Genomic DNA, 23,782 nt, shown 5'->3' with positions numbered 1-23,782 from the left:
TTAAAACTGGTACGGCTGCTATAGTTGCGGGTTTGTATTGTTTTGCAGGTGCAGAGCGGCGACAGATGTTGCTTTGGCGGAGACTAACAGTCTGGCTGAGCATAAACTATAAATCAACAGGTCAAATTAAATCTGATCCACCCAAACACCAACTTCACAGTTGGCCCGTTTTATGCTTTATGGAGGATGTACAACGATAAAACTATAGATGAAAAGAGCATTTCTGATTCTGTTTGCCGTGCTGTTAAGCCTGAGCGGTTTTGCCCAGGACTATAATACACTTGCTTACGAACCAGGCAAAAAATTAACGTGGAAGGACTTTCAGGGGAAGCCCAAGCATTCCGATGCGCACAAAGGCGCTGAGATTACAGTTAGTATTTTTCTGAAGATAAAGGACACCAGTTTCTGGTCGGGCAGAATTACTTACGATGCGTATGCCGTGGCTTTTAAAGACGAATCGTGGGTAAGGCCAGCTTATAAGGAAGCCTATACACTGGGCCATGAGCAGCTGCACTTTGATATTGCGCACCTGTATGCCGAGATGCTGGAGGTAAAACTCAACAGTCTGGATGCAAAAACCACCAAAGACAAAGCCGAAGTAGAACGTATCCTGAAAGAGCACCTTGCTGATATGCAGAAGTTTCAGGACAAATACGACCGAGAAACCAATGGTGGCAACAACTATAAACAGCAGAAGCGCTGGGAAAATAAGATCGCCAGAGCCCTCGGCATTATCAGCACACCGGTAGAAGTGTAACTATAGTTAAGCAAGCGATAAGTCTGAACCGGGATTAGTAATGATTTAAATGATTTGTGGTACACATGCCGCAAGTTTAGCGGTAGCGCAACTTGTGGCTGGTATGGCAGCCAGTTTGTAACTGGCTTTGCGTTGTAAAAGCAACAATGGCGATGACTGCAACTACTGATCTATAGTTTGGTGCTGAGTTATAGTTCCTGCAAACTATAGTTCTAATCTGGCGCGGATCTGCGATCCGTGACATAATTATAAAGTTGGATTTGCAATCCAACTGGGCCGGAGGCCCAACTATAGCCGACACGAGCGAGGACGCTCGCGCCATAATAATCATCACAATTAGTAATTATCTCAACTATAGGCTTCAATAAATCTATCGTTTTCTGCTCCGGCAGAAAGCCAGTTACAAACTGGCACCATCATTAACCACAAGTTACGTCTCCGCTAAACTTGCGCTATGTCAACAAAAAAGCCTTTCCGTTTCCGGAAAGGCTATCTCTATAGTTAAGCTTATCGTTACACCAGTATTCTTACCGGGTTCTCCAGCAGGTTCTTGAATGTCTGCAGGAACGCTGAGCCCACAGCACCATCCACTACGCGGTGGTCGCAGCTAAGCGTTACCTTCATCACGTTACCGATCTGGATGTTACCATTTTTCACGACCGGCGTTTGCTTGATAGCGCCAACGGCCATGATGCACGCATCTGGTGGGTTGATGATAGCGGTAAACTCTTCGATACCGAACATACCCAGGTTAGAGATGGTAAACGTGTTACCTTCCCAATCAGACGGCTGCAGTTTCTTGGATTTTGCTTTGCCACCAAGGTCTTTCACTTCAGCAGCTATAGTTGATAATGACTTGTAGTCAGCGTTGCGCACAACCGGAACCAGCAGGCCTTCTTCTACCGCTACAGCTACACCAATGTTGATTTGCTTGTTGTAACGGATCTTATCGCCTAACCACGACGAGTTAACCGCAGGGTGCTGACGCAATGCCGCAGCAGCCGCTTTGATCACTAAGTCGTTGAACGATACCTTAACCGGAGACACTTCGTTAATGCTTGTACGGGCTTCCATTGCCTTGTCCATGTCAATTTCCATGGTCAGGTAGAAGTGTGGTGCAGAGAACTTGCTTTCTGCCAGACGACGTGCAATTACCTTGCGCATCTGTGATACAGCCACTTCTTCGTATTCCTCGCCCGTAGCACCTGGTATAGTGACCGGCGCAGCGGCAGGCTTGGCAGCCGGAGCAGCAGCCTGTGGTGCAGGGGCAGCACCTGGTTTATAGTTCTCGATGTCGCGCAATACAATGCGGCCACCTTCGCCGGAACCTTTAACCTGTGTTAAGTTAATCCCTTTCTCTTTAGCCAGTTTCTTAGCCAGCGGAGATGCTTTAATTCTACCACCTTCGGCAGTTGCGCCTTCCGTTTCAGAGCCTTGGGCTGGCACAGCAGTAGCTTCTACCTTATCAGAAGTAACGGCATCTACACCAGCTTCAATAGCTTCGTCGGTTTGTGCGTTTTCCTGGCGTTCCTGCTTGTCTGCAGTGCCTTTGTTATCCGAAGCTCCACCTTCCAGCAGGGCCTTATAGTCTGCGCCATCTTCGCCAATAATGGCAATTATCGCATCAATAGCAACAGCATCGCCGGCATTTACGCCAGTGTACAGCAACGTGCCATCTTCGTAAGACTCCAGCTCCATAGTTGCCTTGTCGGTCTCTACTTCGGCCAGCACATCACCGGATTTTACTTTATCGCCTACTTTTTTCAGCCAGCTTACCAGCACGCCTTCTGTCATGGTATCGCTCATTTTCGGCATTCTGATAACAGATGCTTTAATGTTGCTCGTATCTACAGACGTTTTAGCGGCAGGGGCTTCCTGTTTGGCTGCAGCAGGTTTTGCTTCTTCTTTCTTCTCTTCTTTCGGAGCTTCGGTTTTGGCAGGAGCAGCGGGCTGAGCGCTTCCGCCTGCTTCGTTCAGCAAACCAGATATGTCTTCGCCTTCTTTACCGATAATCGCTATAACAGCATCAATCGGAACAGCTTCACCTTTTTTAGGACCAATGTAAAGCAGCGTACCGTCGTTGTACGATTCCAGCTCCATGGTCGCCTTATCGGTTTCCACTTCGGCCAGCACATCGCCGGAACTTACTTTATCACCAACCTTTACAAGCCAAGATGCGATTACCCCTTCGGTCATCGTGTCACTCATCTTTGGCATTCTTATCACTTCAGCCATAATTGTCGTATCGTTTAATCGCCCTGTCCCGGGCATCTCATAATCCGCCCAAAATTAGATTTAAAAATATTTTATTCAAACTATACTACCTAAATTGTTCGTGAGCACCCTGCGCGGCTATGTCGGGCAATTTGGTAACGTGCAGATGCTCTGTGTCGCAGTAACGTTTTACGGTGAACATACTGCCCGTGTAGTCAAGCTGGTACAGGCACAGGTTCCGGTGCTCGAACTGGTCCATGCAGCGGAGCGGGTACTTCAGCAGCTGGCAAAGTAAAATGCGCATAGCGCGGCCGTGCATGCAGATCAGGATCGTTTCTTCTTCGGGGCGGCTAAGTATCGTTTCAATTACCGATACCTGTCGGGCCGCTACCAGGTCGGGGCTTTCGCCACCTTCAATGCAAACCCCGGTTTCGCCATCGCACCAGGTCTGCAGCAGGCTATGGTAGTAGGCATCTTCTTCGGGCGTAATGCGTGTGCCTTCGCGGGTTCCCCAGTTTATCTCGTTCAGGCCGGCGTGTGTTTCGTGTGGAATGCCCAGTTCCAGAAACCCCTGCACCGACTGAATGCTGCGCTGCAACGTGGAGGTGTAAACTTTATTAAACGGAACATGTTTGTAATGTTGGAAAAACAGGTTTGCCTGCCTGCGGCCTTCCTCGTTCAGATGCGCATCTACACCGCTGCCCTGCACAATGCCTTGCACGTTGTAATCGGTTTGCCCGTGGCGGATCAGGTATACTTTCTTAATACTCAAAATTCTTCTACTTTTGCTTTTTAGGACCTTAGAGGCTATTTTGATTTTATTGTTGGAAGCGAAAAGAGTAAGTTTCGGGTTCTGGCAAGGCTCCTTGTGAGTGGCATAGCAGCGCTATGGCACGAGAAAGAGCCGAAGCCAGATTCTGATAATTTCTCTTTGCAGCCCAATGATATAAAATCAAAATGGCCTCTTATTAACCGCGAAAATAGCCATCGCAGCCCATGGATAAAAATATAAGTACGTTAGAGCGCGTAAAGGAGTGGAGTAAAAATACCTTGGTTGAGCACCTTGGTATCGAAATCACAGAAGTTGGTGAAGGATATCTGGTAGGTAAGATGCCCGTTGATTTCCGTACGCACCAGCCAATGGGCCTGCTGCACGGGGGCGCATCCGTGGTATTATCCGAAACGCTGGCAAGTATTGGCGCTGCCCTGCAGGTGGATTTAACAAAAAAAGCCTGCGTTGGTTTAGAGATTAACGCAAACCATATACGTGGAGTGAAAGAAGGCTGGGTTTACGGCAAAGCAACTGTTTTGCACAACGGCCGCAGCACGCAGGTATGGGAAACTAAAATTACAAACGAAGCTGGCGACCTGGTATGCATTAGCCGCATGACAGTTGCCGTTATCGATAAAAAATAACATCATGGCAGATCTTGCCTCAGACCACACAACTACGGGTGCTGATACTAGAGTTTATAGTTTAAAACAAGTTGTAAATGCTGCTCTGGCATCAGGACTGCCTGTCGCTGTCTGGCGCTTACCCTTAGGTGCCGCCACACATGCCTGTATTTCTTTTGACAAGGCTTTTCAGGTGGAGCATCCTGAACTTGAGAACAGCCCTTTTGGGTTTCTTTTCAGCCCGTTTGTTGTAGGTGAGCAGCCTTCCGTTTTCATAAAAGCCGACATAACCTATAGTTCCGGAACAGGTCTACTGCAGTTTTCAGACGCCGTAACGCAGACTCAGAAACAGGAATTTATAGTTGCTTTGGAGAGTGCCGAAACTACAAACTATAGCTGGCACCTAAACAGCTCCGAAGCCATACATCAGCAGACTGAGGCTGGTTTTAAAAATGCCGTAACAGAAGCTGTTAAAACCATAGAAGGTGGCCAAATGGAGAAAGTTGTGCTTTCGCGCACAGCTGCAAAACCGTTGCCGGCTGATTTTAACCTGGTGGATGCCTATAGTTTGATGCTGGAGGCTTACCCGCGCGCTTTTGCTACGCTGGTTTCAGTTCCCGGTACCGGAACGTGGATGGGCGCATCGCCGGAGATACTGGTAACGATAGATCCGGAGAAGATTTTCAGGACAGTAGCGCTGGCTGGCACGCAACCAGCCATAAACGGCGAACCGGTAGGCAACGCGATCTGGCGACAGAAAGAGATTGAAGAACAGGGCATGGTAGAGCGCTACGTGCTGAGCTGCTTTAAAAAGCTTCGCCTGCGCGAATACACCGAAGTAGGGCCAAGAACTATAGTTGCCGGCAACCTGATGCACCTGCGCACCGATTTCAGCGTGGACCTGAAAGAAGTGGATTTCCCGACGCTGGGAACCGATATGCTGCACCTGCTCCACCCTACTTCTGCTGTTTGCGGCCTGCCAAAAGAGCCTGCCCTAAACTTTATACTTGCCCACGAAGGCTACGGCCGAAGCTACTACAGCGGCTACTTAGGCCCGGTAAACTCCCCTGATGGAACGCATTTATACGTAAACCTGCGCTGCATGCAGTTGCAAAAGGACCAAGCCATTCTATACGCCGGTGCCGGCATCACAGCCGAATCTAACGCCGCCAAAGAATGGCAGGAAACCCAGCACAAAATGCAAACCATGCTTAAAATTCTTACTAAATTTTAAGCAAATTTGAAGATGTAAAAATTGTTAAATTGTTGGATGGCTTAATTGCTAAACATTTGTCATTACGAGCAAGAGCGAGAAATTTAGTTAGAATCTTTGATAGATTTCTCCTATCGTCGAGATGACAACCGAAACCAATCAACAATTTAGCAATCAACAATTTAACAATTAAACCTGTGATCCTTCAGCCAGTTGTTAATATAGCCGAAATCTGTGCCCGCAAGGGAGTGGAAAATGTGGTGTTATCGCCGGGCTCTCGCTGCGCGCCACTAACTATAGCTTTTGCCCGCCACCCGAAACTGAAAGTGCGAACTATAAGCGATGAGCGTGCCGCTGCTTTCATTGCACTGGGCATGGCACTTACAACCGGCAAACCAACCGTACTGGTCTGCACATCGGGCACAGCTGCTTTAAACTATGCGCCTGCCGTAGCCGAAGCATTTTTTCAGCAGGTTCCGCTATTAATTCTTACTGCCGATCGTCCGCCCGAGTGGATTGACCAGCTGGATGGGCAAACTATAAGGCAACAAAATGTATATGGCCAGCACATTAAGCAGAGCTATAGTTTCCCGGTAGATTTCTCGCATCAGGATAGTGTGTGGCACAGCGAACGCATAGTGTCTGAAGCGCTGAATGAAACGATGAGCTACCCTGCCGGTCCGGTGCACATCAACATTCCGTTGCGCGAACCCTTCTACCCTGCTCCCGGCGAAGAACTGGTGTTTAATGCGGCTATAAAGATCATTGAAGAAGAACACCCAAACTATAGTTTGAGCGCAGCACAGGCACAGCAACTGCAGCAGGAGATCCGCAATTATAAACGCGTGCTGGTTGTAGCCGGTCAGCAGAATCACACAGCAGAATTACAGCCTCTTTTACAACAATTTGCATTGCAAACGGGCTCCGTAATAGTTGGTGATCTGATCTCTAATATACACCAGTTACCGGAGATCATCCGCCATCAGGATGCCATGCTTGCATGCCCTGATCCGAAAAAATTAGCCGTTTTACAACCTGATCTGTTAATCACGTTCGGAAAATCAATTATCTCCAAAGCTCTGAAACTATATCTGCGTAAATACAAACCCAAAGCCCACTGGCATATCCAGCCAGCTGGCCAGGTAGCAGATACGTATCAGTCACTGACTAAAATTGTGCGCTGCACGCCGGAGGCTTTTTTCTCGACTATAAACGCTGATTCCGATCAAAACTATAGTTCCGCCTGGTCTGCCTTAGAAACAAAAGCTGCTGGTTTTCTGAAGAGTCATACTTCTGAAGCCACATTTAGTGAACTGACCGCTGTAGCACGTATTTTTGAAAACTTACCTGCTCAAAGCAACCTGCATTTAGCCAATAGCATGGCCGTTCGCTACGCCAATATTGTAGGTCTGGGTGCCGGAAAAAACATAGAAGTGTACGCCAACCGTGGCACCAGCGGCATAGATGGCAGCAACAGCACCACTGTCGGCTGCGCCCTTGCAAGTGATAAGATTACCACGCTACTCACCGGAGATATGGCCTTTTTCTACGACCGCAACGGACTATGGCATAATTACCTGCCCCAGAATCTGCGCATCGTCATTCTGAACAATCATGCCGGCGGTATTTTCAGGTTGATAGATGGCCCGAAACAACAACCAGAACTGGAAGAGTACTTCGAAACCCGACAGAACCTGGATGCTGCCAACACTGCCCGGGATTTTGGAATGAACTATAGTTCGTGTAGTTCTTTGGAAGAATTGGATACCATACTTCCCTCCTTTTTCGCCGCCGATGCCGGAGCTGGTATTCTGGAGATCTTCACAAATAGTAAAACCAATGCCATCGCCTTTGCAAACTATAAGCAGGAACTGCTGAAGGCGCTATAGTTTTTCTAAATCAGGATTAAGGGGGATTTTTAGGATTTAGGATTTTGGCTATAGTTGTATAGTTGGCAATTAACCCACCCCTACCCCTCCCGAGAGGGGAATTTCTGCTGTTGCTATAGTTGCAGCTCGCATTCTATAGTTACACATCACGAGCAGGCTGGCGCAGCCTGCCCTAAGGAACTACTCCCACGGAAAGGCGATGGAACTATAGCCAATTGAAAAACTATAGTTGCAGCTATCGAAATGATTTCAGTCTTTGGGTTGAGCGCCTTGTAGATTTCTGGTGGCGTAGCCATTGCGAGGCACGAGCAAAAGAAATGTACACCGCGCGATGCCCAAAGACAGGGCCTCGCGGCCGTGAGCGCACCAAAGTCAACTATAATACAATAGGTTAATTGAGCTCCCAGGATATGTGGTAACTATAGAATAAACTGCTTGTGTCAATTCAGTAATTATAGTTAGCTATAGAACGATGACCTCAACTATAATCTGAGATAGATTTCTCGCTTAGGCTCGAAATGACAAAGTAAAACTATAGGACAAGTAAGAAGCCTCGGCTAATGCTCGACATGACATTTGTAGTAACTATAAAACTATAGCTAAACTATAACCCTCCCCTAACCCATCCAAAATCTTGCAATAAACGTTTAAATAATTGTATATCAATTGTTTCATTAAACACTTTAGCCATGAACTTAACACACGACATGCATCGCGTTGAGCATTGGGCAGATACACACCATCCGACCTGGCTTGATTTCCTAAGAATCGGGCTGGGCATTTTCCTGATGGTGAAAGGGTTTATGTTTGTGCAAAATACCGACGCTTTATTCAGTATCATGCATAAAAGCCAGTTCCCGTGGGTGTCTATTGGGTTGGCGCATTATGTAGCTTTTGCGCATTTAGTGGGCGGCTTCCTGATCGCCATCGGGCTAATCACCAGAATTGCAATTCTCTTTCAGATTCCGATTCTGCTGGGAGCTGTTTTCTTTATAAATCCGAACCATGGATTTTACTCTGAAAATACGGAACTGTGGTCTTCAATTATTGTGCTGCTGCTCCTGATTGCTTTCCTGGTTTTTGGCTCGGGCCGGTTATCCGTAGACCGCCTGATACGCAAACCAAAACGCGATTGGCTGTACTAAGTTAGAGAGTTTAGGAGTTGAAAAGACGCATAGATTGCATCTTATAAGTTAGTCTAAACACCAATAATAGCAGCACTTTGGCTGAATGAGTAATGACCAATCTGGAAGAAAATAATTATTCATTCCTCATTATTAATTAGTCATTATAACCCGCTTTTTTCCCATTTTTGCAGATGCGCGTACCGTAGTAAGTAGTGGCCTGGTAAGGTGCTGTAACAGAAATTAAAATTTCCTGTTTACTACTTACTGTTAAATGATAACTGTAAAGATGGCTGAGAAATACCTGCTGCTGAACGGCAAAAAATTTTATTACGACGAAATTGCGGAATATTCCTTCCGGAACAGCATTCCGCTGGATGGCTACGAATCGAAGACACTGGAGTTTTGCCGCAGTTGGCTGACCGGTGTGCAGGAATTCCCGATTCAAACATCAGGCTCTACAGGTACGCCCAAAACTATAAACCTTACCCGGCAGCAGCTCGAAGCCAGCGCCCGCAAAACTATAAAAATACTAAACCTGCAGCCCGGCGACACAGCCCTGGTTTGCCTGAACACCGAATATATTGCCGGTATGATGATGCTGGCACGTGGTTTTATGGCTGAAATGCAGCTGATTGTGGTTGATCCGATCTCGAACCCGATGAAGCTGGTTCCGGAAAATACGCTTCTCGATTTTGCTTCTTTTGTGCCAATGCAGCTTCACAAAATTCTGCAGGATGCACCGGAATTTATACCTCAGCTCAACCACATGAAAGGCATTTTACTGGGCGGCGCTCCGGTTAACTTTACCCTGCAGCGCGAACTGCAACAGCTTAAAGTGCCGGTTTACCATACCTATGGCATGACCGAAACAGCATCTCATGTGGCCTTGCGCCTGCTTAATGGTGCCAACGCAGCCGAGTATTATGATGCCTTGGATAACATTTCGCTGGGTTTTGATACACGGGGTTGCCTGACCATACAAGGCGACGTGACCAATAACGAGCTTATAGTTACCAACGACCTGGTAGAGCTGCTCACGCCTTCCCGTTTCCGCTGGATTGGCCGCGTAGACAATACAATCAACTCCGGCGGTGTAAAAGTGCAGAGCGAGATGGTGGAAGTTGCCGTTGCCGAAGCTCTGTCGGACCTGGACCCGATGCCGCGCTTCTTTGTAACATCGCAACCCGATGAGGTGCTGGGAGAGCGGGTAGTGCTGATTCTGGAAACAGAACAGCTTCCTGAAGATCAGGAAAAAGAACTGAAAGCAAGGTTAAAACAGCTGCTTAAGAAGTTTGAGCGCCCAAAAAAATATTACTACTGCCCGGCCTTCTCCGAAACGCCTACCGGAAAAGTTTCGAAGCAGCGCACCATGCGTAAACTGGGCCTGGAAGTAACATAACCCAACAGTTGCCCCGCCAAAGCGTAGGTAAGAAGTATAAACCAACAGATAAGATCATGCGGCTTATACTTCGCTATACTTTTGTGGGGCTTTTACTTGCTACGCTGCATAGTTGCAGCTCCATTTTCATGTCCAAAGGCCCCGTAGAGCTCAAACAGGTCTGGGCCTCCGACAACACACTCCGCACACCGGAATCAGTGGTTTACGATCCGGACCGAGATGTGCTGTATGTCTCCAACATCAACCAGAGCAACGACCGCAGAGATGGCGACGGATTTATTTCGAAGCTGAAACCAGACGGCGAAATAGAAGAACTACACTGGGTTACCGGCCTCAACAACCCGAAAGGCATGGCACTGCACAACAACGTGCTGTATGTAGCCGATGTGGAAGAAGTGGTAGCTATCTCTGTACAAACCGGTGCCATATTAGGCAAATACGAAGCCCCGAAAGCACGCGAACTGAACGACGTAACCGTTGATGATGCCGGCACAGTTTACATCTCTGATATGGAGAGAAGAGCTATTTACCAGATGCGCAACGGGCGTATTACAGAGTGGTTCGATAAAACCAAGCGTCAACGCCCAAATGGCCTATTAGCAGATGATAACCAACTGGTTGTGGCTTTTATGAGCAGCGGCGAAGTGCGTTTACTTAACTCCGAAACCAAAGAATTTACAGACCTTACAGATAAGATCAAAAATGCTGATGGCATTACCAAAGCCGGCACAGACGGCTATTTTGTTTCGAACTGGGAAGGCGAAGTATATTATGTGAATTTGGAAGGCAAAAAGTGGAAAGTGCTCGACACCAAAGGTAAAAACATGAATGCTGCCGACATTTATTACTCCGGTAAAACACAGCTGCTTTATATTCCGACTTTTAAAGACAATAGAATCGTAGCTTATTCCGTTACTTTCTAGAGAGTCTATTTTCATGATGAAGGGCAGTTGACGTATGGCGGCTGCCCTTTATTTTTACCCGTCTTCCAACCTGCCTCAAAAAAAATTTATCTCAGACAGAACTCAAAGCAGATTCTGGCCTTAAAAATGCAGTAGCCCTTGCTGAACGGTACTTTTAACTGCGAGAAGTTTATGAAGACAAAACAAACCTATGCCTGGCTGATAGCTGCAACAGTGCTGATTGTAATGCAGGCAGCCCCTGCAAAAGCCCAGAATCATGAGAACGAAGAGCACGAACTACATACCGCCTGCACCAATTATTCCGAAACTTTATCCGGCATCTACCTGAATCCAGACAAAAAAGGCACTTTTAAGCTTGATTTTGAGCAGGCGCTGAAAGAAGATGCGGTACTGGAGATAACCAATACCGCCGGACAGAAAGTGTTTCAGAAACCTGTTAACAATACCAAAACCCAGCATGCCTGGAGCTATAACGTAGGCAAACTGAAGCCAGATACCTACCTGGTAGAGGTAAAAACATCAGATACCACTTACTGGACCAGATTCAAGGTTGGGAAGTAAAATAAAAAGAGCTGTGCAATTGTCCTGCGCAGCTCTTTTTTTACATTTATAGCAGGTAAACTACACCTGGCTCCATTGCTGCACTACGTGGTATAGTAAGGATGCTCCCAGTTTTGCAGTGCGGTTATCAATGTCGAGTTGCGGGTTGAGTTCAACTACATCAAGTGAAAGTAATTTGCCGCTTGCGATGATTTCCTGCAACAGAATGAGCACAATTTCAGGGTGGATGCCTAATGCTGCCGGGGCGCTTACACCGGGTGCATAAGCGGCTGCAAATACGTCCATGTCTATACTTACATACAACACATCTACCAATTCTGTAAACTGCTGTAGTTTTTCACGCAGCTGCTCATAGTTATACACCTGCATGGCGGGGGCAAATACATAGTTTGCGCCGTAGCTTTCGGCCGTATTAAACAGTTTCTGCGTATTTCCGGATTGCTGAATGCCCAAGCACAGGTAGTTAAAATCTTTTCCATCAGCTATCAACTCATCGGCAATCTGCAGGAAAGGCGTGCCCGAACTGGATTGCTTCTCATAACTACGTAAGTCGAAATGCGCATCGAAATTGATGATGCCCAGTTGCTGCCCTTCCGGTAAGGCCTGTTTTATACCTAAGAAATGCCCGTAAGCTGTTTCGTGCCCGCCGCCAAGAACTATAGTTTTGTAGGTGTTTGAAAGCAGGGTATTTACTTTTTTGCCGAGCTGCTTTTGGGCTTCTTCCAGGTTCTGGTTGGTGCAGTACACATCGCCGGCATCAAATAAGTCTACAGCATCTTCCAGGTGCCAGGCAAACGAGCCCATTGCCTGTCGTAGCGCAGCGGGACCTTCCACTGCTCCTTCCCTTCCCTGGTTACGGCGCACACCTTCGTCACAACAGAAGCCCAGCAAAGCGATTGACTGGCTTGTAATTGCCGGTTCGGTTTCTTCGGTCAGGTTCAGCAGTTTTATGCCCTGGTGCCAGCGTTTGCCTTCTTCGCCGTCGTGAGCGTCTACTCTGCCTCTCCAGGTGCCGGTTGCTGTGGGTTTATACATGGTTAAATTGTTGAATGGCTGAATTATTAAACTGTTGTTTATAGAATAACGTCACAAAACCTTTACTGCCGCGGATCTGAAATCCATAGTTTACTTATAACGTTGGATTTGTAATCTAGCTGGGCCAGAGGCCCAACTATAGTTTGACACGAGCGTGGACGCTCGCGCCATGATTACATATTTCACAAGTATAGCAAAGGTTTTCCTTCACCTACACTCTTCTCCCCTGCTTCCAGACTATAGTTGGCTTCAGCTTACCCTGGAAGTATAGTATCTCTTTATAGTTTGATGATTCAAAAGCGATCATGTCGGCCTGGGTACCTTTCGTCAGACAACCGCGGTCGGTCAGGTTAAGAGCTTTGGCGGCGCGGGTGGTTATAGCAGCAAGTGTCTCGGCTATAGTTAATTTCTCCGCCGCTCCTATTAACGCTGCCTGCATAATCAGGTCGCCCATGGGTGCCGAGCCAGGGTTCCAATCAGTAGCTATAGCCACACACAAGCCGCCATCCAGCATTTTACGGGCCGGCGCATAATGCATGCCCAAACCCAACGATGCACCAGGCAAAACGGTAGCAACCACACCAGCCTCTTTCAGTAAAACAATTTCTTCGTCGCCGCTGGCTTCCAGGTGGTCAGCACTCACGGCTCCTACTTCGGCCGCTACTCTGCTTCCATCGGTACTAAACTGATCGGCGTGGACGGTAATATCAAACCCTAATTCCTTTGCAGCTGTCAGGTATTCCAATGATTCCAGCTCGGTAAAGGCTGTGTCTTCAATAAAAATATCAACACGGTCAGCCAGTCCCTGTTCTTTTACCTGGGGCAACAGTTCATCCAAGATGTGCTGTAAGTAAACTTTGGAATCTGTGTGCTCCGGCGGGCGCATGTGGGCAGCCAGGCAAGTCGGAACCAGGTCCAGTTCGTGATGCTTATTTACCAACTTAATTGCTTCCAGCATCTTCAACTCTTCTTCTACCGTCAGACCATAGCCGCTTTTAACTTCACAGGTAGTTACGCCTTCATTCAGGTGTCTGTCGCAGCGTTTTTTCAGCAGGTCCACCAGTTCCACAACGGTTGCTTCGCGGGTTTTGCGTACGCTGTCCAGTATGCCGCCACCGCTGCGGGCAATCTCCAGGTAAGATTTTCCAGCTACACGCATGGCGTAATCGTTGGCGCGTGAGCCGGCAAAGCATATATGCGTATGCGAATCGATCAGGCCGGGTATCAGCACCATCGGCTCGCTTATTTTCTCGAGTCTGTAATGTTCTTCCTGCGCTACTTTCAGCAGCACATTATACTTCCCGATCAGTTTTATCTTTCCATCACTAACCACAACCCCGCCATCTTCCAGTACTTCCAGTTCATCATCGGTAATCGGCCCGGCTTCCGGCAAGTTCGCCATGGTCAGGATCTGGGTAAAGGGTCCGATTAAGGTGTAATTTTCGTGTTGGTTCATAGTTAATCGTTGTGATTTATCTGCTTTTCTTGCTTTCAATAAATTTAAATAACTGCTTAAAATTCTTTTTAGTGTTCGCGTCTAAACTTACAAAATTGTAGAACTGAATTTCCTTTGATATTGGATCCTTGTACATTTTAACGGAAACCATACCATAATCTGTAGTGAAAGGCTTTATAACATTACCATTTACTGCGGTATCTAGATTTACTAAGCGGTGTTCGTTTAGCAACTTACTTGAGTAGATAAATAATGAATCAAGCTCAGCAGAATCCAGTTGCACCGCAACACTGTCTTTCATTCCCTTTATTTCATTTGTTTTTACATAGATGAGTTTACCTATAATGGAATCTGGCACAATTCTTTTAGGCTCTAAATAGCCTTTTATGTTATAGAGTTTAATTGTTTCTCTATTACCCGACATTGGGACAATGTTAAGTATCTCTAAATTGTATTCTAGGTCTTTGATTAACTTATACTTTCGCTCCTCAGGCTTGTCACATGAATGTAATAGGAATACTGAGAGAAGAGGAAGCAGCAGTTTCTTCATTACTAAAAAGGGTATTACAGATCAGAATGATGCTTGGTAACTTTGCGTAAAAAAAGCCCTCTCCTGTTGTCAGAAGAGGGCTGGGGTGAGGTTAAATCTTCAACCCAAACTTTTCTGCGTTAGCCTGGGCAGTTTCATATCCTGCGTCGGCGTGGCGGAAAATGCCCATGGCCGGGTCGTTGTGCAATACGCGGCTCAGGCAGCGGTCGGCACGCTCGGTACCGTCTGCCAGAATTACCATACCGGCATGTTGTGAGTAACCAATACCAACACCACCGCCGTGGTGGAACGATACCCAGGTAGCGCCACCCGCAGTGTTCGACATCAGGTTCAACAATGGCCAGTCTGATACTGCATCAGAGCCATCCAGCATACCTTCCGTTTCGCGGTACGGCGATGCCACAGAACCGCAGTCCAGGTGGTCGCGGCCAATTACGATCGGCGCTTTTACTTTGCCGTCACGCACCAGTTGGTTGAACATCAGACCAGCTTTCTCACGCTCGCCCATACCCAGCCAGCAAATACGGCACGGCAGTCCCTGGAACGCTACTTTTTCTTCCGCCTCATCCAGCCAGTTGATCATGTGGGTATTTTCCGGGAACAACTCTTTCAGAGCAGCATCTGTTACTTTTATGTCTTCGGGATCGCCGGATAGGGCAGCCCAACGGAATGGTCCTTTGCCTTCGCAGAACAGCGGACGCATGTATTCCGGTACAAAGCCCGGTATGTTAAAGGCATTTTTCTCCCCTCCCTGCTGCGCAAACTCGCGCAGGTTATTCCCATAATCAAAGGTGCGGCTACCGCGCTTCTGCAACTCCAGCATAAAGCCAACGTGGCGGGCCATGCTCTTCAGGGAGCGTGCTTTGTATTCCTGCGGATCGCTTTCGCGTAGTGCTTTGGCTTCTTCCAGTGTCAGGCCGTTTGGCACATAGCCGTTTATCGGGTCGTGCGCCGAGGTCTGGTCGGTTAATATTTCAGGGGTAATGTTATCCTGAATCAGTTTTTCCAGCACATCGCCAATATCACCAACCAGACCAATTGAGATCGCCTCACCTTTTTCTTTGGCCTCCAGTGCCCAGCGTTTGGCTTCCTCGTAGTCGTATGTCATCTTGTCGATGTAGCGGGTCTCCAGGCGCTTTTTGATACGCTCCGGATCAATGTCGACGCCCAGGAAAGTAGCGCCGGCTATAGTTGCCGCCAGTGGCTGCGCGCCGCCCATTCCGCCTAAACCACCCGTTACCAGCAGTTTATTGCGCAGATCACCGTTAAAATGGATTCTTCCGCAGGCAGCAAAAGTTTCGTAAGTGCCCTGCAGAATTCCTTGTGTACCAATGTAAATCCAGCTACCGGCCGTCATCTGCCCATACATCATCAGGCCACGCTCACGCAGTTCGTTAAAGTGCTCCCAGGTAGCCCAATGCGGCACCAGGTTAGAGTTGGCGATTAAAACACGGGGCGCTTCGGCATGGGTTCTTACCTTTCCTACCGGCTTCCCCGACTGCACCAGCAAACTCTCGTCTTCTTCCAGGTTCAGCAGCACTTCAATTATTTTCTGCGCGTCCTGCACCGTGCGTGCAGCCTGGCCGATACCACCATATACAACCAGCCTCGAAGGATCTTCAGCCACTTCGTCGGTCAGGTTGTTCAGGAACATGCGCAGGGCTGCTTCCGATTGCCAGTTTTTGGCGTTCAGTTCCGGGCCGGTTGGCGGAATGTAAGTCGGATGATTGGCGTATTTCTGTATAAACTCGCTCACCGATAAGCCGGAGCGTTGAATCGTTTCTGTTACTGGTGCAGTATTCATAGTTTGTCTTAAAATATATGCTACTTCAATATTCTTAAAAATAAAGCAAAAAGGATAGCAAAATCGTCTTAATTTAGGGTAAATGCTTCCTCGCTGAGTCTAGCTGTAACTATAAACGTCATGTTCCATCTGCCCATTACTTCTTTAAAAGCACAATTCGGCGATATCGATATTTACCTGTTCGACCAGCTGCTGAAAGGCCGGATACAAAAAGGCATGAAACTATTGGATGCCGGCTGCGGCAACGGACGTAACGTGTATTACCTGATGCAGGCCGGTGTAAAAGTGTACGGAGCCGATGTTTCAGAAAAAGCGATACAGGAAATAAACCAACTGGCAAAAGAACTGGCCCCGACCCTGCCTGCCCGTAATTTTATAGTTGCTGATCTTGAAAACCTAACATTTGAGAACGCTGCGTTTGATGTGGTGATCTGCAGTGCCGTGCTCCATTTTGCCAGAAGCGAAGAACACTTCAGAACTATAGTTACTGAACTATGGCGTGTGCTTAAGCCGGGGGGCATGCTGTTCTGCAGGTTCAGTACAACAATAGGCCTGGAGGGCAAATTACAGCAAATAGAAGGGAGATTTCACAAAATGGCACACGGGCCGGTGTGGTTCCTGGCGGATGAAGGAATACTGGTAGAACTGGAAAAGCAACTTGGCGCAGAGCGCCTTGATCCGCTGAAAACAACTATAGTTGAACAGGATAGAAGCATGACGACCTGGGTATTGCGGAAACTATAGGTACTTAGCGTACTTTGCGCAAAACCCCTTACGTACTTAGCTTTAACCGCAAAGGGCACGAAGATTTAACGCAAAGTACGCTAAGCTAAGATTTATGCTATCTCCTCAAAATCAGCGCTGCGTTTGATTTGCATAAAGTGCTCTGCCAGTTCATCTGGTAAAGCAGTGAGTTTGCGTTTTAGTACGTCCATCCAGGCGCCGTCTACTACTATAACGGCCGCTTTTATACCATCTTTTTTAAAGATCTCGTGGCGGATTGACCAGCGGGAGCCGTCTTTTCTGGCTTTGCTCAGCTCTGTTGTTACGGTTATAGTTTCGTTTGCGCCAATCTCGCGCAGGTAAGTGGTTTCTTCCCTGAAAAGGATCGGCCCGATGTGCAACTTTTGGAACACTTTCATGTCTAAGCCCATTTCTTCTAAAATTTCTAAACGGGCCTGGGCAGCAAAATCGGCGTAGGCAGAGTGGCGCATGTGCATGTTGGCATCCAGGTGCGACCACATTACTTTGCCTGTGTAGGTATGGTTCATGGTTTGGTTTATAGTTGGAAAATGATCAAATAAAACGGCTTCCACTATAGTAGCAGAAGCCGCTTTCAATATAGTTTATAGTTCTTACAAAGTTGCCATATCAATCACGAACCTGTACTTCACATCACTGCGGAGCATACGTTCGTAGGCGGTGTTTATCTCTGCTATCGGGATCAGTTCGATGTCGGACATGATGTTGTGTTCGGCACAAAAGTCGAGCATTTCCTGCGTTTCCGGAATGCCCCCGATCATAGAACCCACCAGGCGCTTACGGCGCGCAATCAGGCTGAAACCAGCCACAGGAGACGGCTCTGGCGGTGCACCCAGCAGGATCATCGTTCCATCGCGCTTCAGCATCGACAGGTACAGGTTATAGTCGTGCGGTGCCGAAACGGTATCGATGATAAAGTCGAAGGAATTGCGCAGGCTCTTCAGCGTTTCCGGATCTTTGGTAAAGGCAAAGTTATGTGCTCCCAAGTCGCGGGCATCCTGTTCTTTGTTTGGGGATGTGCTAAGCACCGTTACGTCGGCACCTTTGGCAGCAGCAATTTTAACCGCCATGTGGCCCAGTCCGCCCAAACCAACTATACCAACGCGGTGGCCTTTACCGATCTGCCATTGCATGATAGGCGAATAGGTCGTGATGCCGGCGCAAAGCAGTGGCGCTGTACGAGCCAGGTCCAGGTTTTTCGGTACTTTCAGTGTATAGTTCTCATCCACCACAATATGCGATGAATAGCCACCGTAGGTAATAGTTTTGCCATCGCGTTCGTAGCTGCTGTAAGTGCCCACATTCTGCACTTCACAGTACTGCTCCAGGCCTTCTTTGCAACTATGGCACTCTCGGCAAGAATCCACGAAACAGCCTACGCCAGCCAGATCTCCTTCCTTAAATTTCTTTACTTTGCTTCCTACTTTGGTTACCACACCCACAATCTCGTGACCGGGCACCAGTGGGTACATGGCACCGCCCCACTCGTTGCGCACCTGGTGCAGGTCGGAGTGGCACACACCACAGTATTTTATTTCGATCTGCACATCGTGCTCCCCTACTTCACGGCGCTCAAAATCCCAAGGGCCCAGCGGGCTCGACGGGTCGAACGCAGCGTATGCTTTAGCTTTACTCATAGTTTATAGTTTGTTTTAATGGTTTCTGATGAACAGGATGAAAGTTGATTTGTTTAGGCTGCCACACTATAGTTTGATCTTACAGAAATTAGCCGGAACACCTTTCACACCTGGTTTTACGGCAAATATACCACCGCTCGCCGGATACTTTTTTAAGTCTTCTTCTGAAAGGCCTTCTGTTCCGGTTGTAATGTAGAGCGTATCCAGGTTTTTGCCGCCAAAGGCACAGGCTGTGGTTTGTGGAGCAGGCACCGTTATTTTCTGCAGCAGCTCTCCCGTTTTAGGATTATAGTTTACAACCGCCCCGCCTTTATGCAAGGCTATCCAGAGGTTATCATTTTCATCTATTGCCATCCCGTCAGGCGAGCCATCCGATTCATCTATCTCCACCACTACCCTATCATTGCTGATGTTGCCACTTTCCAGGTCAAAATCAAATGCCTTTACCTGCTGAGTTCGAGTGTCGATGAAATACATGGTTTTGTTATCCGAAGCCCACACAATGCCATTGGAAATGGTGAGGTTATCGAGCATCTGGTGTATGGTTTTATCAGTATCCATGCGGAAAAGTACGGCAGCACCTTTGCGTTTATCCAGCGCCATCGTTCCTACCCAGAACCTGCCAGCTGCGTCGCTTTTGCCATCATTAAACCGAATGTCATTTTCCTGGATTGGATGTGCTATAAAGGTAAGTTCCCCGGTTTCGGTGCCGATGTGATGGATGCCGTTTTGCAAGGCCACCAGCGCCCCGCCCTGCTCCAACAGAACTATAGTTCCGATCCGCTCCTTCACATCAAAGGTTTTGTTTTTGCCGGTTTCAGGATCAAAAATGTGGACATTCCGGCCTTCAACATCTACCCAATAGAGCACATTTTCTGACGGGTGCCAGATCGGACCTTCGCCAACTATAGCGTTGGCATCCAGTACTAGCTCTGCTTTTTTAGTCTGTATTCCTGCATTGAAGTTCATACCCAACAAAAACGGAAATACAAAAGAAAAGGCTGAAAACTGCCCAACCTGGTACAATCTTCAGCCTTAAAACTATAGTTTACTGCTTTTACTGCTTATTCAGCGACAAGATGTAACGGGCAATATTCTGCGCGTCTTCTTTTTTCAGATCCGGGTGCGGAGGCATCGGAATCTGACCCCATACGCCGGAACCACCCGCAATAATTTTATTGGTCAGGTAATCAACATTCTTGTCATTGAACTCATACTTGGCAGAAACTTCGGCATAAGACGGCCCCACAATTTTCTGTTCTACCTTATGGCAGGCCAGGCAGTCCGATTTTGCCATCAGGGCGGTTGCTACCTCTTCGTACTCATTCTTTGGTTTAGCTGGAGCAGCGGCAGAATCTGTCATTTCGTTGGTAGCAGTTGTTGCGCCGGTCTTAGTTTGCGGTGGTGCATTTTCCATAGCAGTAGCTACAGAGTCGCGGTAGCCCTGCTCATAGTAACGATCGTATTCAGACTTATCGTTACCACAAGCTGCAAGCAGCGCACAGCAGGTTACAGTATAAAATAATTTTTTCATGCGTTGTTTAGTTTATGTTCTGCGGATCTTCAATGGTTTGCATTGCACACAAAAATATACTTTAAAAGTAGCCCTGCAAGTTATATAAGTAAAACCATATGCTTTGCTCCGTACATGCTACAGGCCACTCTATCCGATACCGTTTTTGCACCTGTTTTGTTGTGTAAAAGGGTAACAGGCAAAACTATCTTTCCAGCCCAGACACATTTACCGCATCCAGGTAAGGCTCGAAAATGGCAACTTTATTTGCCGAGTTCTTAAACGTACTATACACCTGCACCTGCTCACCGCTCCATAGTTCTACAAAGGTGTTATGAAGTTCATAGAGCGTAACCTGCCATTTGTTGTGCTGGCGCCTGGCAAGTATGTTCCCATATTTTGCTATTGCTTCGGTTTGGCTACGGAAGGGCAGCCGCTCAAACATCGCGTATTCCAGCATGTACTTCTCCTCAGGGTTATTCATTGTTACTTATACGAACGGTATTACAGTTTCACTTAATTACAGCAACTATAGTTTTGCTGCAGTACAATTTATCGTTTCCCTGCGCCCTAATACTTCTATATTTTAGAGGTTAGACCAGCGATGTATCTGCAAAACAACAGTGTCATAAATATTCAGGTTTATAAATTAAACCTTTATTCTTAATTTAGCTCTAACATTAAACTATTCAAATACCTTAATTACTAATCACCCTTATCTAACCTCTATGAAGAGAAGAATACAATCCTTCGTGGTACTACTCCTCTTGTCGGGTAGCCTGGCACACGCACAGGGACCGAAAGACCCGGTAGTAGAAAAAATCGTGAAAGAAGCCACCGAAAACTCGCAGCTAGAAGTGCTGGCGCACGAGTTGATGGATGGCATTGGTCCACGTCTGGTAGGTACACCAGAAATGCAGAAAGCGCACGACTGGGCAGTTGCCAAATATAAGACCTGGGGCATCGAAGCCCGCAACGAGAAATGGGGCGAGTGGCGCGGCTGGCAACGCGGCGTTACCAACGTATCTATGATACACCCACGTGTGCAGTCTTTGGACGCTACCCAACTGGCCTGGAGCCCGGGCACAAAAGGCAAAGGCGTTACTGCTGAGCTGATCATTCTTGCAGATGTGCAGGATTCAATCGCATTCCAGCGCTGGTTGCCTGCAGTAAAAGGCAAACTGGTAATGATCTCGATGAACCAGCCAACTGGCCGCCCTGAGTACAACTGGGAAGAGTTTGCTACAAAAGAGTCTCTTGAGAAAATGAAGGAGACCCGCAAAGCTGCAACCGATTCCTGGAACGAGCGCATCAGAAAAACCGGTTACAACGCACGTACTTTACCTGCCGCACTAGAGAAAGCTGGCGCAGCTGGTATTGTTACTTCTAACTGGTCTGGTGGTTTTGGTGTGAACAAGATTTTTGGTGCTTACACTAAAAAAGTGCCTTCAATTGACATGGAACTGGAAGACTATGGCATGCTGTACCGCCTGGTAGAGTCTGGCCAGAAGCCACAGATCAACATTCAGGCAGAATCTAAAAACCTGAAGAACGCACCTGCTTTCAACACTATCGCTGAAATTAAAGGTACTGAGAAGCCAAATGAATACGTAATTCTTTCTGCTCACTTCGACTCGTGGGATGGTGGTACAGGTGCAACTGATAACGGTACAGGTACTATAGTTATGATGGAAGCCATGCGCATCCTGAAGAAAATGTATCCTAACCCGAAGCGTACAATTCTGGCTGGCCACTGGGGTAGCGAAGAGCAGGGTCTGAACGGCTCACGCGCTTTTGTTGCTGATAACCCACAGATCGTGAAAAACACACAGGCTGTATTTAACCAGGATAACGGTACCGGCCGTGTTGCCAACATTTCTGGCCAGGGCTTCCTGCACGCTTACGACTTTATGGGCCGCTGGTTAAGCGCTGCTCCAAGAGAGATCACCAGCTCAATCCAGACGCAATACCCTGGCTTCCCGGGTGGTGGTGGCTCTGACCATGCTTCTTTCGTAGCTGCCGGTATTCCAGCGTTTATGCTGAGCTCTTTGAGCTGGTCTTACGGTAACTATACATGGCACACCAACCGCGACACGTACGACAAAATCGTGTTTGACGATGTGCGCAGCAACGCTATTCTGGTAGCGATACTTGCTTACAGAGCCAGCGAAGAACCAGAACTGGCAAACCGTGAGCGTATTAACTTACCACTTAACCCAAGAACAGGCGAGCCAACTGCTTGGCCTGCGCTTAGAGAGCCAACCCGCAAAGGCGGACTGGACTAAGCACCACAACAATACAAATAAACAAAACGGGCTGCCTGCAAAGGTGGCCCGTTTTGTTTAAGCTGATTTATCTCATCTTTCATGCTGACCAAAGGCATCGTTTACCGCTAAAGCAAGCTGTATTTTTGTATCAAGGTTGAATACGCAGTTACAACCATCCAACTACACTTAGCATGACAGAGATGAAAAAGATATTAGTAGCAGTAGATTATTCTGAAAATGCCCAAAACGCCCTGAACTATGCTTTTGAGATAGCCCGCATAGCCGGTGCAGAACTATACCTTATACATGCCTTTTACCCGATTATGTCGCCGCCGGCTGCCCATAGCGCAGCAGATGTGACTCAGGCGCTGGAAGAAGGAAAAGGAAGATCGCTGCTGGAGTTTGCCGAACAAACCCGTCAAAACCTGACGATAGAAAGTGGTGAGGCTGGCCGGTTTAGCGGTGTAACTATAAAAGCTTTTGCCAAAATGGGTGGCTCTTATGAGAAGATTCTGGAAGCGATAGACCGCTATACTATAGACCTGGTTGTAATGGGTATGCAGGGCGGCGAAGCTGTGAGCCAGGCGTTGCTTGGCAGTACCACTATTTCGGTGATGCAAAAGAGCCGGGTACCGGTGCTGGCTGTGCCTAGTGGTTTAACTTTTAACCAGTTTGCAACGATAGTTTTTGCCATTAATCTGAGTAAGATACAAGCCAGGGCAGATCTGCGTTTTGTGAGCGATTTTGTTAAGACCTTTAAGGCAAACCTGCAGGTGCTACACCTCTACCGGAACGAAACACAACAACAGACCTTTGACGCCACTTACCCGCTCCAGCTTCTTACAGAGCAGTTTAAAGAGATACCTTACACTTTCAATTTTGATGTAAAGGAAAATGTGGCCCAGGGGATACAGGATTTTATACGCACCGAAAAAGCAGACCTGCTGGTGCTGATCCCGCAGAAACATACAATGCTGGAAAGACTGCTGGATAAAAGCGTAACCGGCAGGATCACAGCCCATCCGCAGGTACCGCTGCTGGCACTTCCGCCAGCCACCCTGCATCCTCAGGTTACGAACCCTGAAAGCATGGTAACACAGGGACAACTATAGTTATTTCTGCCGGTACAAATTTACAGGTGCCGGCAGGGATACTTACTTATTTCCTATTTTCATAATTCACATTTTCAGCGCATTACCACGAACAAAATTCATTGTACCTACACTAAAATGTCTTCTTTTTGTAGGATTTTGAAGTTTTGAGTGTTTAATTGCAGGTAG

At 47.5% G+C, this 23,782-nt stretch carries 24 protein-coding genes; 11 read left to right on the top strand and 13 right to left on the bottom strand.

The window, feature by feature from the left end; translation table 11 throughout:
• Positions 1-208 precede the first annotated feature (208 nt).
• Entirely contained in the window at positions 209-757 is a 549-nt protein-coding gene (locus tag GXP69_RS07595; protein WP_163914056.1) for a DUF922 domain-containing protein, read from the top strand.
• 76 nt (positions 758-833) lie between these two features.
• Here GXP69_RS07595 and GXP69_RS07590 read toward each other — a convergent pair whose 3' ends face one another.
• The 3 genes from GXP69_RS07590 to GXP69_RS07580 form a co-directional block, all read right to left on the bottom strand.
• Positions 834-1,001 carry a hypothetical protein gene (locus GXP69_RS07590; RefSeq protein ID WP_163914054.1) on the bottom strand — a complete coding sequence of 56 codons (168 nt, stop codon included), beginning with the start codon at positions 999-1,001 and terminating at the stop codon, positions 834-836.
• 269 nt (positions 1,002-1,270) lie between these two features.
• On the bottom strand, positions 1,271-2,992 hold the full coding sequence (locus GXP69_RS07585) for a pyruvate dehydrogenase complex dihydrolipoamide acetyltransferase (protein WP_163914052.1): 1,722 nt from the start codon (positions 2,990-2,992) through the stop codon (positions 1,271-1,273).
• An 85-nt stretch (positions 2,993-3,077) separates the two neighbouring features.
• Positions 3,078-3,743, bottom strand: a complete 666-nt coding sequence (locus GXP69_RS07580) for a histidine phosphatase family protein (protein WP_163914050.1) — start codon at positions 3,741-3,743, stop codon at positions 3,078-3,080.
• Between the two features lie 224 nt (positions 3,744-3,967).
• Between GXP69_RS07580 and GXP69_RS07575 the strand changes: the two genes are divergently transcribed.
• From GXP69_RS07575 to menD, 3 genes are all read left to right on the top strand, one after another.
• Positions 3,968-4,387, top strand: a complete 420-nt coding sequence (locus GXP69_RS07575) for a PaaI family thioesterase (RefSeq protein WP_163914048.1) — start codon at positions 3,968-3,970, stop codon at positions 4,385-4,387.
• A gap of 4 nt (positions 4,388-4,391) precedes the next feature.
• Positions 4,392-5,600, top strand: a complete 1,209-nt coding sequence (locus GXP69_RS07570) for a chorismate-binding protein (RefSeq protein WP_163914046.1) — start codon at positions 4,392-4,394, stop codon at positions 5,598-5,600.
• Positions 5,601-5,776: 176 nt separating this feature from the next.
• Positions 5,777-7,468, top strand: coding sequence for a 2-succinyl-5-enolpyruvyl-6-hydroxy-3-cyclohexene-1-carboxylic-acid synthase (gene menD / locus GXP69_RS07565; RefSeq protein ID WP_163914044.1), 1,692 nt, complete (start codon positions 5,777-5,779; stop codon positions 7,466-7,468).
• Positions 7,469-7,614: 146 nt separating this feature from the next.
• Here menD and GXP69_RS07560 read toward each other — a convergent pair whose 3' ends face one another.
• The gene (locus tag GXP69_RS07560) at positions 7,615-7,764 is read right to left on the bottom strand and encodes a hypothetical protein (protein WP_163914042.1); all 150 of its coding nucleotides are present in this window, start codon (positions 7,762-7,764) and stop codon (positions 7,615-7,617) included.
• A gap of 393 nt (positions 7,765-8,157) precedes the next feature.
• Between GXP69_RS07560 and GXP69_RS07555 the strand changes: the two genes are divergently transcribed.
• The 4 genes from GXP69_RS07555 to GXP69_RS07540 all read left to right on the top strand — a co-directional run bounded on the left by GXP69_RS07555 (position 8,158) and on the right by GXP69_RS07540 (position 11,478).
• Positions 8,158-8,613, top strand: a complete 456-nt coding sequence (locus GXP69_RS07555; RefSeq protein WP_163914040.1) for a DoxX family protein — start codon at positions 8,158-8,160, stop codon at positions 8,611-8,613.
• 253 nt (positions 8,614-8,866) lie between these two features.
• Positions 8,867-9,994, top strand: coding sequence for an AMP-binding protein (locus GXP69_RS07550; RefSeq protein ID WP_235925616.1), 1,128 nt, complete (start codon positions 8,867-8,869; stop codon positions 9,992-9,994).
• A gap of 8 nt (positions 9,995-10,002) precedes the next feature.
• A complete protein-coding gene (locus GXP69_RS07545; protein WP_235925613.1) occupies positions 10,003-10,917 on the top strand; it encodes an SMP-30/gluconolactonase/LRE family protein in 915 nt (304 codons plus the stop codon).
• A gap of 171 nt (positions 10,918-11,088) precedes the next feature.
• Positions 11,089-11,478 carry a T9SS type A sorting domain-containing protein gene (locus GXP69_RS07540; protein ID WP_163914038.1) on the top strand — a complete coding sequence of 130 codons (390 nt, stop codon included), beginning with the start codon at positions 11,089-11,091 and terminating at the stop codon, positions 11,476-11,478.
• 60 nt (positions 11,479-11,538) lie between these two features.
• On the opposite strand, the gene hutG is transcribed toward GXP69_RS07540, so the two are convergent.
• The 4 genes from hutG to hutU all read right to left on the bottom strand — a co-directional run bounded on the left by hutG (position 11,539) and on the right by hutU (position 16,323).
• Positions 11,539-12,513, bottom strand: a complete 975-nt coding sequence (hutG, locus tag GXP69_RS07535; RefSeq protein WP_163914036.1) for a formimidoylglutamase — start codon at positions 12,511-12,513, stop codon at positions 11,539-11,541.
• Positions 12,514-12,724: 211 nt separating this feature from the next.
• Complete coding sequence (gene hutI / locus GXP69_RS07530; RefSeq protein ID WP_163914034.1) at positions 12,725-13,969, bottom strand: imidazolonepropionase; 1,245 nt, start codon at positions 13,967-13,969, stop codon at positions 12,725-12,727.
• Positions 13,970-13,985: 16 nt separating this feature from the next.
• A complete protein-coding gene (locus tag GXP69_RS07525) occupies positions 13,986-14,519 on the bottom strand; it encodes a hypothetical protein (RefSeq protein WP_163914032.1) in 534 nt (177 codons plus the stop codon).
• Positions 14,520-14,610: 91 nt separating this feature from the next.
• Positions 14,611-16,323 carry a urocanate hydratase gene (gene hutU, locus GXP69_RS07520; protein ID WP_163914030.1) on the bottom strand — a complete coding sequence of 571 codons (1,713 nt, stop codon included), beginning with the start codon at positions 16,321-16,323 and terminating at the stop codon, positions 14,611-14,613.
• 120 nt (positions 16,324-16,443) lie between these two features.
• Here hutU and GXP69_RS07515 point away from each other — a divergent pair, with 120 nt between their 5' ends.
• The gene (locus tag GXP69_RS07515) at positions 16,444-17,067 is read left to right on the top strand and encodes a class I SAM-dependent methyltransferase (RefSeq protein ID WP_163914029.1); all 624 of its coding nucleotides are present in this window, start codon (positions 16,444-16,446) and stop codon (positions 17,065-17,067) included.
• Between the two features lie 92 nt (positions 17,068-17,159).
• Here GXP69_RS07515 and GXP69_RS07510 read toward each other — a convergent pair whose 3' ends face one another.
• From GXP69_RS07510 to GXP69_RS07490, 5 genes are all read right to left on the bottom strand, one after another.
• Positions 17,160-17,663, bottom strand: a complete 504-nt coding sequence (locus GXP69_RS07510; RefSeq protein WP_235925611.1) for an acyl-CoA thioesterase — start codon at positions 17,661-17,663, stop codon at positions 17,160-17,162.
• A 15-nt stretch (positions 17,664-17,678) separates the two neighbouring features.
• Entirely contained in the window at positions 17,679-18,722 is a 1,044-nt protein-coding gene (locus tag GXP69_RS07505) for an NAD(P)-dependent alcohol dehydrogenase (RefSeq protein WP_163914027.1), read from the bottom strand.
• 66 nt (positions 18,723-18,788) lie between these two features.
• A complete protein-coding gene (locus tag GXP69_RS07500) occupies positions 18,789-19,691 on the bottom strand; it encodes an SMP-30/gluconolactonase/LRE family protein (RefSeq protein ID WP_163914025.1) in 903 nt (300 codons plus the stop codon).
• A gap of 88 nt (positions 19,692-19,779) precedes the next feature.
• Positions 19,780-20,256, bottom strand: coding sequence for a c-type cytochrome (locus GXP69_RS07495; protein WP_163914023.1), 477 nt, complete (start codon positions 20,254-20,256; stop codon positions 19,780-19,782).
• A 184-nt stretch (positions 20,257-20,440) separates the two neighbouring features.
• A complete protein-coding gene (locus tag GXP69_RS07490) occupies positions 20,441-20,719 on the bottom strand; it encodes a hypothetical protein (protein WP_235925609.1) in 279 nt (92 codons plus the stop codon).
• 244 nt (positions 20,720-20,963) lie between these two features.
• Here GXP69_RS07490 and GXP69_RS07485 point away from each other — a divergent pair, with 244 nt between their 5' ends.
• Both GXP69_RS07485 and GXP69_RS07480 read left to right on the top strand, forming a co-directional pair.
• Entirely contained in the window at positions 20,964-22,520 is a 1,557-nt protein-coding gene (locus tag GXP69_RS07485) for a M20/M25/M40 family metallo-hydrolase (RefSeq protein WP_163914021.1), read from the top strand.
• Positions 22,521-22,702: 182 nt separating this feature from the next.
• The gene (locus GXP69_RS07480) at positions 22,703-23,614 is read left to right on the top strand and encodes a universal stress protein (protein WP_163914019.1); all 912 of its coding nucleotides are present in this window, start codon (positions 22,703-22,705) and stop codon (positions 23,612-23,614) included.
• Positions 23,615-23,782 lie beyond the last annotated feature (168 nt).

The sequence above is a fragment of the Pontibacter burrus genome (genome assembly GCF_010686685.1).
Classification (GTDB): Bacteria; Bacteroidota; Bacteroidia; order Cytophagales; family Hymenobacteraceae; genus Pontibacter; species Pontibacter burrus.
Note: the sequence above shows the minus strand (reverse complement) of the source record. Positions and strands in the feature narration are given on the sequence as shown.